This window comes from Candidatus Baltobacteraceae bacterium (assembly GCA_035502855.1).
In the GTDB taxonomy this organism is placed as follows: Bacteria; Vulcanimicrobiota; Vulcanimicrobiia; order Vulcanimicrobiales; family Vulcanimicrobiaceae; genus Aquilonibacter.
The window spans coordinates 107,335-120,176 of record DATJTX010000018.1 but is presented as its reverse complement, the minus strand read 5'-3'; the positions used below and the strand labels follow the sequence as shown (position 1 = coordinate 120,176).

Here is a 12,842-nt window from a genome sequence, read left to right as displayed (position 1 = left end):
GAAGCAAAAAGTTAGCTGCAGTGGACAGTCACTCCCTCCTTTCCAGCCGTTCTGCTACGGTTCTCGATCTCGTGGGGTCCGGAAAACGAGTCCTGAACCTCGAGTGCGGAAGCGGGCGGCTCGCCGAGTTCATGAGAGCAAACGGCTGCAGCGTCACTGGGATCGAGCGAAGCCCCCGTTTAGCGGACGAGGTTCGAGCCTACTGCGAAGACGTTATCGTTGCAGATCTCGATAGCCGTTCGCTCGCCGATGTGCTTCCCGAGCGTCTATTCGATGTAGTCGTTTTCGGCGACATCCTCGACCGCGTACGCAACCCCGGGCGTCTCTTAGATGAGGCGCGAGCGCTCTTGGCGCCGGAAGGCCTCGTCGTGCTGTCGATTCCCGATCCCGCGCAAGACCTTCGTGTCGCAGCGCTCGAAACCGAAGAGAAGGAGGCCCAGGCGCTCCTGCGGATGCGGGAAGATACTTTGTTGGCGTTGATCGAGCAACGGGCCACATTGGAGTTTGATACGCGCGAACGAGTCGCGCAGGTGGATCGCGATCTGGCGGCGTCGGCCGATCGGGAAGCGGAACTGATCCGCACCGGTAAGGAGAACGCCGAGCGTATCGCCCAGTTGGAGTTGGAGGCGGCTGGGGCGCTCGAACGGCAGCACAGCTTATCCGCCGAACTAGCGGTCCAGCGCTCCGCCGTGGAATCCGCTGTTGCGCGTTTCGATGCGCTCGAACAAAACTATCGCGAGCTTCTCGGAGATTTTGAGAAGCACGTTGCCGAGGAACTCGAAGAGATTCGACGGGGCGGCCATGAGATCCACGAAATGACCCGAGCGATCCAGCGCAGTCCGTTCTGGTCGCTGAAGTTGGGGCTGCGCCGGCTCTACCGTTTTGGGCGCGACTAGCCGATCCACATTAGGGCAGAGCTATGGCACCGTCATCGGTAACGGTTGTCAGGTTGCCGTTGTAATACGGGTCTCGATAGCTCGACGTTTGCCATCGCTCGCGAAATAGCGCCCGCCCGCTGGATTTGTGCGCCGAAGACGCGGATGAACGTTCGCCGCTGCCTCTCGTCTTGGATTCGTGATGAAGCAAGGCGGCATGAGGCACGTAGACGTTCCGATAGCCAAGGCCTAATATCCGCAAACAGAAGTCGGTGTCGTTGAACTCGATCGGGAGCCGTTCGTCGAATCCGTCTACCGCTTCGAACACGTCGCGGCGTACCATCATGCAGGCGGCAGTCACTGCCGAGTAGTTGCGTACCGTAAGGATCTCGCCGCCGGGCCCCTGATCGTCACGAGACGCACGCCGGTACACGTGGCCCGCCAACTCGCCTAGTCCGACGACGACGCCGGCGTGTTGAAGCGATCCATCTTCGTACAGCAGGCGCGCTCCGACCACACCGATTGCCGGGCGCTGCGCCTGTTCGACCATGGCTTCGATCCAGTCGTTAGTGATTATCTCGGTATCGTTATTGAGCAAAAGAAGGTACGGACCATCGCACGACCGCGCTCCGAAGTTTACAAGCCGCGAAAAATTAAACGGCTGGTCGAGCTTGACGACGCGGAATCGCCGCGGCTCTCGATCGTGCCAGTCACGCAACAGGTGCTCCGTCGCAGGCTCGATGCTCCCGTTATCGATGACATTGACCCGAAAATCGCGATAGGTCGAGCGGTCGAAAATGCTCGTCAAGCAGCGGCCGAGAAAATCGGGGAGATCGCGAGTGGGAAGGATGATCTCAACCTGCGCCGGTTTCGTGATCGCATACCGAACGATCGTTGAATCAACCTCCGGAAAGGGATGCTCGAGCCGCCCTTCTTCCCCGCGTCTTTCAAGTGCGGATCGTATCGCTTTCGCCGCGTCCTGCTTGTCGATCGCCCCTGCTTGCTCCGCTTTCTCGTGGTAGAATATGCGCCCGCGGTGTTCGATGGCCTTGCTGCGTTCCGTTGCCCGAAGCGCTAAATCGTAATGCGCGGCGGTGCCGAACCCGCTGCGGAACCCGCCGGCCGCAACGACCAGTTCACGGCGATAAAAGACCAAACGGCCGGTATACATTTGGCAGAGAAACGTTTCGGGCGACCAATCGGGCAAGAAGAGCGGCTTCGAGCGCCGTCCGTTTGCCGAGGCCGTATCCCGGTCGCCGTAGATCACGTCGGCCTCAGGCCTCTCGTAAGAGGTGACCGCGACCTCGAAAGAGGCATCCGGCGCCAGGACCTCGTCAGGATCGCAAAACGCAACAAAGTGTTCGGTGCAAGCTTCCAGCGCCGCATTGAAGCGCACCGCTGCATCGCTGCCGTGAGAGCATTCGCTCGTGCGCAACAGGCGAACCCATGGATACGCTTGCCGCAGGACGCCGTCGATTGCATCGCTTGCATCCGCCGAGGCGTCGTCGACGACGACGCAAATCGACGGCGGGCTTTGAAACGTGTGGGCAACCTCGCGCAATCTGCACAGGTCCGATTCGCGCGGCTCGTGGTGGATCAACCAGCGCGCGTACGGGTCCTGCACGTCCATGGCTTCGGCGTAGTCGACCGGCGGCAGCGGCGGAACCGGATCGCCTCGGACGCCGAAATGGGCCCTGAGCGCGAACCATCGTTCGCGGATCTTCCAGAATCTGCTTCGTTCGATAAAACCGATGCGCCGCCGCAGCTTTTCTACCAGGCTTTTCAGAGCCGCGATCTGAGCTTCTTCCGGCGATCCGTGCGGCATTATCCCGCGATCGCCTGAGCCTGCATCGCCTGATGGTACGCTTCGGCAACGTGATCGCAGAGGCCGTATAATCGGATCGATCCTTCGTCGATCCACAGCGCACTATCGCAAAAATCGAGCAGCGTTGCCGTTGAGTGGGTCACGAGGACGATGGTCTTACCTTGCTTCTTGAACTCCCGGATCCGCGCGTAACACTTCGCGCCGAAGGCCTCGTCGCCGACCGCCAGAACTTCGTCCAATAGAAGTATGTCGGGATTAACGCTTACCGCGACAGCGAAGGCAAGGCGCATATACATCCCGGATGAATACACCTTGACCGGCGCATCGATGAAATCGCGCAGCTCGGCAAACTCCACGATTTCTTCGAATTTGCTTTCGATTTCCCGGGGCGTGAGGCCAAGAACGAGGCCGTACAGCTTGACGTTTTCCCTCCCGGTCATTTCGGGGTGAAAACCGATGCCGAGGCTCAGCAGCGGCGCGATCTCTCCGCGAACGCGAATCGAGCCCTGATTGGGGGTGTAGATACCGGCCAGCAGCCGCAGGAGCGTCGATTTCCCCGATCCGTTTTTCCCGATGATCCCCAGCGTCGTTCCGGTCTGCACGCGGAAGCTCACGTCATTGATCGCTTCGACGAAGAGCGTCTTGCGTTTGGCGAGGTCGAGCACTTTGAGGCCGACGATGGCTTGCTTGAGCGACGCTTGCTTGGGGATCGTGAGAACCCGGAAACGCTTCGAGACGTTCTCGACGACGATCGCATCCATATAACTATACGTACTCCGGAATCGAGTCCTGATAGTACGTAAACACGAGGCGGCCGATGTAGAACGCTGCCACCGACCAAGCGAGAGCGTACACCAGGTTGCTCCAATCAGGAGCTCGGTTGAAGTAGAAGATATCCTGATACCCCGAGATCAGCGATGTCAGCGGGTTCGCGAGAATCGGCGTCTTATAACTTCCCGGCACCATCGAGAGCGGATAGACGATCGGCGTTAGGTACATCAGCAGCATCGTCAGCACACCGACGAGTTGCTGCAGGTCGCGGAAGAAGACGTTCAAAGTGGCCAGCGACATCAGGATGCCGAGCGTGAGGATAACTTGGATCGCCAATAAAATCGGCAGCGCCAAAAGCGGCCAGCCAACGGGAACATGGTTCAAGAGGGCGACCGCGAGCAAGATCGGTAGAGAAAACAAGAAATTCACGAGATTGGAAAGGACGGGTACCGCTATGAGAATTGCCGGGGCAAAGACCGTTTTGCCGACGTACATTCCGCCATCGGTTATCGAGCTCGTTCCGGCAAATATCGCGGTGGAAAACCATTGGAACGGCATTAAGCCTGCCAGAAGGTAGACAGGAAAATGCGGCATGCCCACGCGGAGGATCAGCGAAAAGACCATCGTGTAGACGATCATGAACAACAGCGGGTTCAGGAGCGTCCAGAAGAATCCGAACACCGATCCGCGATATCTAGCGACTAAGTCGCGGACTACCAACTCGTAGATGAGCCATCTAAATCGATAGAGCGTTCGGAGCAAGGACCAATCCTTTTTGCATTAGAGAAAAGCCAAACGGGGGCAATGGACCGACGAGCTGCCTGCTTCGCGAGCAACGGCCAGAGCATCGCCGTGGTCGTTCACTTCACCTTCCGTGCCGTAAGGACCGTTGCACAAGCAAGCTCTAGCTGCTTCTCCATCGAGAGGTCGGCGGCGAACGCTTGAGTGAGTAACGAGGGTGGAGGGGCCAGAAACTCGGAAACGCGCATGGAAAGAAATTCTTCCCGCGTCTTCTCGCTGAGGCCCTGCGCCCAGCTGTTAAGAATCCAGTTGATCGCCCACACAGGGTGAGTGCTCGGGTAAACCGTGACGTCTGTGACATCGAGCGCGCTCTCGAAGAGACTTCGGATGCCCTGAGACGTCGCATTGAAGTAGTGGTGCGGGTAGCCATGCAGGGGCTGCAGGAAGGGAACGCAACAGAAAAGCTCTCCCCCCCTCTTGAGGACACGCGCGATTTCCGCCGCACACTTAAATGGATCGTGCACGTGTTCTAGGACGGCGACTGAAATTACCGCATCGAAGACGTTATCCCGAAAGGGGAGATACTCGCCGAGTCCGAGGACGTCGGTCGTATCATAATCGACTATCTCGAAATTAACGACGTTTGAATAATAGATATTCCTCCTTCCGGCGCCGCAATCGAGAAGTAGGCCATCTTCGTACTTATCGATCATCGCGCCGACAGCCGCATCGTAACCATGAGATGAAATGTTATCGGTATCGACAATCTGGGTCTCTTGCCGAAGCGCCTCCGTAATATAGCTGACCTTCCCGTCATCGGTCCAGTGATGTTCCATGTCTGAGCGAAGAAATTGCCGCAGCCTTTCCATCTTTGGGCCTCTAACCGCCGACAACTCGGGCGCTTTGCGCGCTAAACGCCGCCCTTCATCCTTCCCAAACCGATTGAAATGCGCGCGGCCCGACGGAAAGTCGCCCCTACTGACGGCGGATCGCACATCTGGATTAGCGCTCAAGTAGCGGGCTTCATCGAAATTCGCGTCCGTTGCTTCTTCGTCCGCATCCAGCACGATGCGTTTCATCTCAACCGATCTTCTCCATTCGGTCATTCTTTTCGAGTCAACGCAGGACGATTCCGGCAGCTTTCGGGGCGTCCGGCAAGCCGAGGTGCCATCTGGCGACAGAATTGGCGAGGTGTCCTTCGGTGGGATAAAAGGAGCCTGACTGCTGGGCCGCAAGCGCGCGATCCCGCGAGAGCGAGCCCCATAGTTTTTCCGGGCGCGCGGTCGGCTGCGATATCCACGTAGCCATCGCGGGTCCGGTGCATGGCGGCCGCGGCCGTTTAGCGACGCGCTTGTGAAGAAGTCGCTTTTCCCCACGCGATTACGACTGATCTCATCAGCACGATTGCTCCGGAAGGGTCGCGGGTTGGCGCGTCTTCGTGGAGTCGAGAACGACGAAAATGGCCATGACGCAGAGAACTGCGGTGTGCCCGGCGACTACATCCTGGACGATCTGTTGGGATGAGCCATGCCGTAAGGCGACCGCCGTGACTTCGCAGGCCGCAACGGCCAGCAGGTACGGAACGAAGCCAAAACGGTGACGCGCGATTGCGTAGGTGGACAGAAGGCTCGCTACAGAGAGCGCGCCGGCGGCGAGCACGTACGGCAAGATGAGCGGTGCGCCCGGCACGAAATTCGCTCCGGCTAACAGGCGTATCACGATTTTCGGCGCAATGGCGCAGACCACTGCCAGCGCTCCGACGACCGATGCGGCGGTACCCAGTGCCGCTGCGAGCATGTGCGCGCTCGACCTGCCATGGGCAAAGCGAACGGCCACGCTCGGGAGTAGCACCGTGGGAAGGAAGGAGATGATCGCAAAAATCACCCGCCCGGCCAACGCTGCCGCACCGTACAAGCCCGCGTCAACCGGTGTGAGAAAATGACGCGCGAGCACGACGTCGTAATACATCAGCAACAAGATTCCGGACGATGAGATTCCGGTCGCGCCGGCGATGACGATCATACGCCGCACGTCCAACCTTGCCGAGGTCGTCATCTTTCCGAATCGCCGTCGCAACGCTAGCTCGCCGAATACGGACCCGACAACCACGGCGCCGAGGAACGAGAGTAAGCTGCCCATCGCTCCGAATGCGTGGACGAGCGGAACGAGAAATGCGGTTCTCAGGGTGTCGAGGACGCTCGACAGGGCGAACGTCGGGAAGCTTCCGAACCCCTGGAACAGGCCGCGCTGAAGCAAGAGCGCGATTCCGATGCCGGCAGTCGCCCCGGCAACGATCACGAGCCCGAGGTTGCCGATGTGGAGGTAGTTTCCGATGAATCCCCGCGCGCCGAAGGCCACGAGGGCAATCGCGAACGCCAACCACAGGCTGCCGCGCGTGATTCCTCGTGAGAACGACGCCATCGCCTCGCGATCGCCCGCCGCCCGGAGATCCGCCGCCAGCTTTGCCGTGGCGGTCTGCGCGATCGAACCCAAACCCAATACGACCAACACGATCGAGATGAGCGACATCACTACGCCATAATCGCGAACGGACAACAGGCGGCCCATCAATACGTAAAACACGTAGTTGAAGAAATTCGCGAAGAGGCTCGCTGCGAAGACGAGAGCGCTGCTCCGCGTGAAGTCGCTGGCTGCCACGCGGCGGACGAGTGCGTTCATGAACGCAGGCCCACGTTTCATCTTGGAATCTGGAAGCCCTTTGTGTACGAAAGGCGACCGTGCAGCAACGGACGGCAAGCCGTTGCCCGCGTTTCCCTAGAGGTTGATCAGGACCCGGCCCGCGGCCCCGGTGCGCACCGTGTCGAGCGCGGTGTTGATGTCATTCAGCCCAAACTCATGTGTAATGATCCCGGCAAGGCTGATTCGCCCTGCTTCGTTCAGGCGGATCAAGCGAGGAATATCGACGTGCGGAATCGCGCCGCCGCCGTGCGATCCGGTCAACACTTTGTCGAAGTGGATCGGCAAGGTGTTGATCGTTACTTTTTCGCTTGGCACGCCGACGAGTACGCAGGTGCCATTCGCGCTCGCGAGATCGTAGGCATTCTCGATGACGAACTTCGCACCGGTCGTTTCAACGACCTTATCCGCACCGCTCGAACCGACGATCTTGCGAACCTCGGCGCCGACATCCTCGACCGCTGAGGCATTTATAACATGTGTGGCGCCGCGGGTTTTCGCCATTTCGAGCTTGCTCTCGACGAGGTCGACGGCGACAATGGGATGGGCTCCTGCAAGCTGTGCAAACTGGACGACGTTTAGGCCCACGCCGCCCACGCCGAATACGACGACGGATTCACCAACCTTCACGCGCGCGTCGTTATTGATGACACCCGCAGCCGTCGTCACGGCGCAGCCGAAAAGCGGTGCAAGTTTGAGATCGTAGCTCGACGAGATCGGCGTCAAGCGATTCTCAGAGACGACCGCATATTCGTTGAACGTCGTGACCCACCCGGCATTCAACTTTTCGCCGCGCCAGCGATACGCGGCCGGGGCAGACTGAATGCCGCGGCCCGGCCGCCAATGCATCACAACCGTGTTGCCGGGAGCAACGTGCGCGACCCCAGGGCCGATTTCCATGACCGTCGCGGCGGCCTCGTGCCCGAGAAGATGAGGAAGGAACTTGTCGGGTCCCTTGACGGCTTCGATCTCGTTGATCTGTGCGCCGCAGATGGTCGTGTGCAGAACCCTCACGAGCACTTGTCCGGCCTCAAGCTCTGCCGGGAACTCGATCTGATCCACGACTAGGGGCTCGCGCGACCGTACGAGAATCGCCGCCTTTGCTTTTTTAACTCGCATACGCGGTTTGCCCGCTACTCAAAGTAGATGAATTCATAATCGCCGGTGTACCCGAAGTGTTCGTAGAGCCAGATCCATTCCGACGTGTGCAGGATCTGTTCTGCGGTGAGCGCCCAGCACTCGAGGTTGAACTGTTCGAGTTCGTTACGGTATCCCTCGACCATAATGTATTTGGACTTGCCGACGCGTTCGATTTCTCCAACCGCCGTTTGCAACTCGAAAAGCTTCAAGTTGTGCAGGCAACCGAGAGAGATGACTAGATCGAACTCATCGTCGCCGTACGGATAGCGGTCTTGCGCGCGATAGCGGTACAAGTACGGCTTGATCTCGTCTCTTGCTTCAGCGAGTCCATGGTGTGAGATATCGAACCCCGCGATCGACAGTTCCGGTAAGAGTTTCTTCATCTCGTAAAGTAGGAACGCTTTACCGCAGCCGACATCGAGAACCTTGGAGCCGCCACTCAGCCCGTAGGTTTCGATCAACGACTGAGCTACCGGCTTCCACCGACCCTCGATGAACTTATATCCGCCGTAACCGAAGCGACGGTCACCGTCCCAATAATCGAACTCGTACTCTTTGGCCTTGATCATACACGTGACTTTGTCGTCGTTCATACGCTCCAGATAGTTGCGCTTCGTTGCTTTATGGAGCGGTGTGACGATCTCGAGAAGTCGACCCATGGGGGGCTTAGTTGTCCTTTCGCCGGTTTGCGACCAATTCAGTCGCGCGATAGAGAGATTCGAATTGTCCGGCGCCGGCCCATCGCCGGGCGAGCGCGCCGTATAACGAGCGGCGGACTTCCTGGACCGTGCTAGACTTTCCCTTCAGTGGCTCGAATGAGCTATGCATGATGAGACCTTTGTCCGAGTTGCGCATCGGCCTCGACTTGGACAACACCTTGATTAGCTACGACCAATTGTTCCAACGCGTTGCGCTGGAACGCGGCCTGATTCCGCCGGGGTTTACCGGCACAAAGCGGGACATACGCGACGCCATTCGTCTGCTTCCGGGTGGCGAAGTACAGTGGCAGCGGCTCCAGGCCGAAGTATACGGTCCCGCAATAGGCGGTGCCGTCGCGGCCGAAGGAGCGCTCGATTTTATTCGAATGGCGCGGCGCGGGGGTGCCGAATTATCGATCGTCAGCCACAAGACCGCCGTCTCGAATCTCGGATCAGAAAAGGTAAACCTGCACGACGCCGCGCGCAGCTGGTTGTACGCTAGCGGAATGCTCGGGGCACGCGGCGTACCCGAAGAGCATCTGTATTTTGAGGGCACACGTGCCGAAAAGATCGCGCGCATCATCCAGCTTCAGTGCACGCACTTTATCGACGATCTCGAAGAGGTATTCGACGATCCGGCGTTTCCCGCAAACGTCGAGCGTATGCTCCTTTCTACGGCCGCCGCGGTTCCGCGAGGCCGGTATCGCGCTTACGCGTCTTTCCGCGACATCGCGCATGCCTTTCTCGCCGATTGAACCTCAGATGGGGGCGCCCGACCACCTGTTAGCGGTGGCGGAACGACTCTGCGGTGAAGAGGTCGTCGCCGCCACAATCTGCGGCGGCGGCGCAAACAATCAAGTTTACCGGATCCAGACCGTGGCCGGCGTTTTCGCGATGAAATCGTACGGTTCAGTGGAGCTTGACGATCGCGATCGTCTGGGGCACGAGTTCGACGGTGTGCGTTTTCTCAAGTCGTTCGGTATCGGGAAGGCGCTGCCGAACGCACTGGCGGTCGATCGCGACGAACGCTGCGCGCTGTATGAGTGGATCGAGGGGAAACCGGCTCTCGATCACGATCGGGCAGACATCGTCGCGGTGCTGGAACTCATGGCGGCGATGCACGCAGCCCGGCTGGCCGTCGGAGCCGAGTCTATGCCGGAGGCGACGGAAGCCGTCCTGCGGCCCGCTGATTTGGAGTCCCAAATCGCCCGCCGGCTCGAGCGCTTGGCAACGGTGAGTCCCGGTGAGCCGGAACTGGCGGCGTTTTTGACCGATGAGCTACGGCCTGAACTCGGCCGGCGCGTTGCCCGCTACCGTCTAAGGATGTTCGAGACCCTTCCCGCGGCTCGGCGGACCCTCTCGCCCTCGGATTTTGGCTTTCACAACGCGCTGCGGCGGCCCGACGGCACCCTCTGTTTTCTCGATTTCGAGTATTTCGGCTGGGACGATCCGGCCAAACTCGTCTCGGATTTCCTGCTGCACCCGGGAATGACGCTCAGCAAGGTCGCGCAGGAATCCTTTATGGAGGGCGCCGCCGCCCTCTACGGTGCAGATGAGGACTTTTTGCCGCGCCTGGCCGCGTCTTTTCCCCTCTACGGCATCCGCTGGGTCCTGATCATGCTCAATGAGTTCTTGCCGCAGCTCTGGAAACGTCGCGCTTTTTCAGGCAAAGGTAGAGATTGGGAGGGCGCGAAACGCGCTCAACTGCACAAAGCTCGTGCCAAATTGGACGTGTTACGGTCCTACCTTGAAGGACATCCCGCCACATGAACCTTGCCGAGACGGGCGTCCCGCTCGACAGCCGCTCCAAGCACCTCAGATCGCTCGTCATCGACGGCTTGAGCGCCGGCCGCGGCCATGTCGGGTCGTCGCTCTCCCTAATCGAGATCATCCGCGTGCTCTACGACGACGTGCTCAACGTACGGCCTGCGGAGCCGGAATGGCCCGATCGCGATCGCTTCATCCTGAGCAAGGGGCACGGCTGTTTGGGACTCTACGCGGTCCTCGCCGACCATGGGTTCTTTCCGGTAGCTGAACTCAAGACGTTCTGTAAACCCGGCGCCCTCCTGGGCGGGCACGCCGATGCGCATATTCCGGGCGTTGAGGCTTCCACCGGAGCGCTCGGCCATGGCCTGCCGATCGGCGTGGGAGCCGCGCTCGCCGCGCGCTTACGCAAGCGCGAATCGCGCGTGTTCGTGGTCATGGGCGATGGTGAAGTGAATGAGGGCTCGGTTTGGGAAGCGGCGCTGCACGCCTCGAAGCATATGCTCGATAATCTCATCGCTATCGTCGATTACAACAAACTGCAATCGTATGGCCGGATCGAAGACGTGCTTCCGCTCGAACCGCTCGCGGACAAGTGGCGCGCGTTCGGATTCGCGGTCCGCGAGGTCGACGGCCACGATGTCAACGCACTTGGCGAGACGTTTGCTGCGCTGCCCTTTGAAAAGGGCAAACCGAACGCGGTAATCGCACACACGCTCAAGGGCCGGGGAATCAGTTTCGCGGAGCTCGATGCAACCTGGCATCATAAATCAACGGTCGATGCGGTGATGATCGAACGGCTGCGAGCGGCGTTGGAGCAAGGCTAGTGAGACAGAGCGCCCTCAACGCCGTGTATGATCTCGCCAAACGCGATCCGCGCGTGCTCTTCATCGGCTCCGACCTCGGCGCCGGCGTTCTGGAGAAATTCAAAGCCGAGATGCCGGATCGGTACTTCATGGAAGGCGTTTCCGAAGCAGCGATCATCGGCATGTCGGCCGGCTTGGCCATGGACGGATTCATTCCGTACTTCAATACGATTGCGACCTTCATCACGCGGCGCGGCTTCGAGCAGGTCGCGGTCGATCTGTGTTTACACGACCTTCCCGTTCGTTTGCTGGCAAGCGGCGGTGGGGCGGTCTATGCGCCGCTGGGCCCCACGCACATGGCGCTGGAAGATATTGCCGCGATGCGTTCGCTACCGAACATGACCGTCTTTGCTCCGGTCGATGCACCCGAAATGACCCGCGTTATCGAAGCGACGCTGAGTTGGCCTCATCCCGCCTACATCCGTTTTGCGAAGGGTGGAGATCCGGTCGTTTCATCGCCGGAAAGCGGCTTCGCGATCGGCAGGGCGATCGTCATGCGCAAAGGCGCGGATGCTCTGATGATAAGCACTGGAGTAATGACCTCCCGTGCGCTTATCGCGGCCGAGACATTGGGGGCTTCCGGCGTTCAAGCATCCGTTTTGCACGTGCACACGATCAAGCCGCTCGACGTCGAATCGATTTGCACGGCCGCTGCGCCGTCGTCGCTGGTCGTTACGATCGAGGAACATTCGCGTATCGGCGGTCTTGGTAGCGCGGTCGCCGATGCGCTCGCCGATGCGGGAATCGTGACGCCACAATTGCGTCTGGCCTTTCCGGACGAGTTCGTGAACACCTACGGATCGCAAGACTCCGTTCTGCAATCCGTCGGCTTACAGCCGCCGCAAATCGCGCAACGTATCTTGCGCGCATTGAGTCCACGGCAAGGGGAAGTCGCGATATCGTGAGACTTCGCGTGGACGGTCCCGACCTGCGCGAAGCCGGGCCTGACGTCTGGTATGCGAGCGGCCCGCTTGGGACCTTTGGCGCAGCTGAGATTGCGTTTCTCAAAGAATGCGCGAAGGCGTCGCCGCGCATGCGCGCGCGTATCTGCGCTCACGAGAATGTCGATTCTCCCGTCCATGAGATGCTCATTGCGCATCATCGGTCGTGTTACGTGCGCCCGCACCGTCACCCGTACAAGGCCGAATCGTTGCTCGTCGTCGAAGGTGAGGCGACCGCGGTGTTTTTCGATGACGCAGGCGGCGTGCAATCGACGCTGGAACTCGGCGCGGCGCCCGCCGCCACGTTCTCGTATCGGACGGCGCCCGGCATCTGGCATGGGTTGTTGATTCGCAGTGACTGGTTGCTCTTCGTCGAACACAGCAGCGGCCCGTTCGATCCGCAGTCGTCGGAGTTTCCGCAATGGGCCCCGGACGGGTCCAATGCAGCGGAGTCCGCGGCGTACATCGAGGGCGTGATGACCAGGGTTTCTCGTCAAAACGGTGCATAAGCGTTTCGTGACTTC

13 protein-coding genes are annotated in these 12,842 nt (G+C 59.8%); 6 read left to right on the top strand and 7 right to left on the bottom strand.

Annotation, left to right across the window (positions count from 1 at the left end):
- The first annotated feature begins 20 nt into the window (after positions 1-20).
- The gene (locus VMF11_05380) at positions 21-896 is read left to right on the top strand and encodes a methyltransferase domain-containing protein (protein HTU69733.1); all 876 of its coding nucleotides are present in this window, start codon (positions 21-23) and stop codon (positions 894-896) included.
- Positions 897-906: 10 nt separating this feature from the next.
- On the opposite strand, the gene VMF11_05375 is transcribed toward VMF11_05380, so the two are convergent.
- From VMF11_05375 to VMF11_05345, 7 genes are all read right to left on the bottom strand, one after another.
- A complete protein-coding gene (locus tag VMF11_05375; protein HTU69732.1) occupies positions 907-2,700 on the bottom strand; it encodes a glycosyltransferase family 2 protein in 1,794 nt (597 codons plus the stop codon).
- Entirely contained in the window at positions 2,700-3,461 is a 762-nt protein-coding gene (locus tag VMF11_05370; protein HTU69731.1) for an ABC transporter ATP-binding protein, read from the bottom strand. The genes VMF11_05375 and VMF11_05370 overlap by 1 nt, the downstream gene beginning before the upstream one ends.
- 4 nt (positions 3,462-3,465) lie before the next feature.
- Positions 3,466-4,191: an ABC transporter permease gene (locus VMF11_05365; GenBank protein ID HTU69730.1), complete on the bottom strand. Its 726-nt coding sequence runs from the start codon at positions 4,189-4,191 to the stop codon at positions 3,466-3,468.
- 140 nt (positions 4,192-4,331) lie between these two features.
- Positions 4,332-5,291, bottom strand: coding sequence for a methyltransferase domain-containing protein (locus VMF11_05360; protein HTU69729.1), 960 nt, complete (start codon positions 5,289-5,291; stop codon positions 4,332-4,334).
- A gap of 316 nt (positions 5,292-5,607) precedes the next feature.
- Entirely contained in the window at positions 5,608-6,891 is a 1,284-nt protein-coding gene (locus VMF11_05355; GenBank protein ID HTU69728.1) for an oligosaccharide flippase family protein, read from the bottom strand.
- A 96-nt stretch (positions 6,892-6,987) separates the two neighbouring features.
- Positions 6,988-7,971, bottom strand: coding sequence for a zinc-binding dehydrogenase (locus tag VMF11_05350; GenBank protein HTU69727.1), 984 nt, complete (start codon positions 7,969-7,971; stop codon positions 6,988-6,990).
- Positions 7,972-8,042: 71 nt separating this feature from the next.
- The gene (locus tag VMF11_05345) at positions 8,043-8,708 is read right to left on the bottom strand and encodes a class I SAM-dependent methyltransferase (protein HTU69726.1); all 666 of its coding nucleotides are present in this window, start codon (positions 8,706-8,708) and stop codon (positions 8,043-8,045) included.
- A 167-nt stretch (positions 8,709-8,875) separates the two neighbouring features.
- Here VMF11_05345 and VMF11_05340 point away from each other — a divergent pair, with 167 nt between their 5' ends.
- The 5 genes from VMF11_05340 to VMF11_05320 are packed head-to-tail and all read left to right on the top strand — an operon-like array spanning position 8,876 to position 12,827.
- A complete protein-coding gene (locus VMF11_05340; GenBank protein ID HTU69725.1) occupies positions 8,876-9,502 on the top strand; it encodes a hypothetical protein in 627 nt (208 codons plus the stop codon).
- Positions 9,483-10,517, top strand: coding sequence for a phosphotransferase (locus tag VMF11_05335; protein ID HTU69724.1), 1,035 nt, complete (start codon positions 9,483-9,485; stop codon positions 10,515-10,517). The genes VMF11_05340 and VMF11_05335 overlap by 20 nt, the downstream gene beginning before the upstream one ends.
- Positions 10,514-11,338 (top strand): transketolase, encoded by an 825-nt coding sequence (locus VMF11_05330; GenBank protein HTU69723.1) that lies wholly within the window; start codon positions 10,514-10,516, stop codon positions 11,336-11,338. Before VMF11_05335 ends, VMF11_05330 begins: the two co-directional genes overlap by 4 nt.
- Positions 11,338-12,282: a transketolase C-terminal domain-containing protein gene (locus VMF11_05325; GenBank protein HTU69722.1), complete on the top strand. Its 945-nt coding sequence runs from the start codon at positions 11,338-11,340 to the stop codon at positions 12,280-12,282. The genes VMF11_05330 and VMF11_05325 overlap by 1 nt, the downstream gene beginning before the upstream one ends.
- Positions 12,279-12,827, top strand: coding sequence for a WbuC family cupin fold metalloprotein (locus VMF11_05320; protein HTU69721.1), 549 nt, complete (start codon positions 12,279-12,281; stop codon positions 12,825-12,827). The genes VMF11_05325 and VMF11_05320 overlap by 4 nt, the downstream gene beginning before the upstream one ends.
- The last annotated feature ends 15 nt before the right edge of the window (positions 12,828-12,842 follow it).

Bases quoted from the DNA above. Each gene is read 5' to 3' on its own strand.
- VMF11_05360 (HTU69729.1), bottom strand. From the start codon at position 5,291: ATGAAACGCATCGTGCTGGATGCGGACGAAGAAGCAACGGACGCGAAT.
- VMF11_05375 (HTU69732.1), bottom strand. From the start codon at position 2,700: ATGCCGCACGGATCGCCGGAAGAAGCTCAGATCGCGGCTCTGAAAAGC.
- VMF11_05335 (HTU69724.1), top strand. From the start codon at position 9,483: ATGCCTTTCTCGCCGATTGAACCTCAGATGGGGGCGCCCGACCACCTG.
- VMF11_05345 (HTU69726.1), bottom strand. From the start codon at position 8,708: ATGGGTCGACTTCTCGAGATCGTCACACCGCTCCATAAAGCAACGAAG.
- VMF11_05370 (HTU69731.1), bottom strand. From the start codon at position 3,461: ATGGATGCGATCGTCGTCGAGAACGTCTCGAAGCGTTTCCGGGTTCTC.
- VMF11_05340 (HTU69725.1), top strand. From the start codon at position 8,876: ATGATGAGACCTTTGTCCGAGTTGCGCATCGGCCTCGACTTGGACAAC.
- VMF11_05330 (HTU69723.1), top strand. From the start codon at position 10,514: ATGAACCTTGCCGAGACGGGCGTCCCGCTCGACAGCCGCTCCAAGCAC.
- VMF11_05355 (HTU69728.1), bottom strand. From the start codon at position 6,891: ATGAACGCACTCGTCCGCCGCGTGGCAGCCAGCGACTTCACGCGGAGC.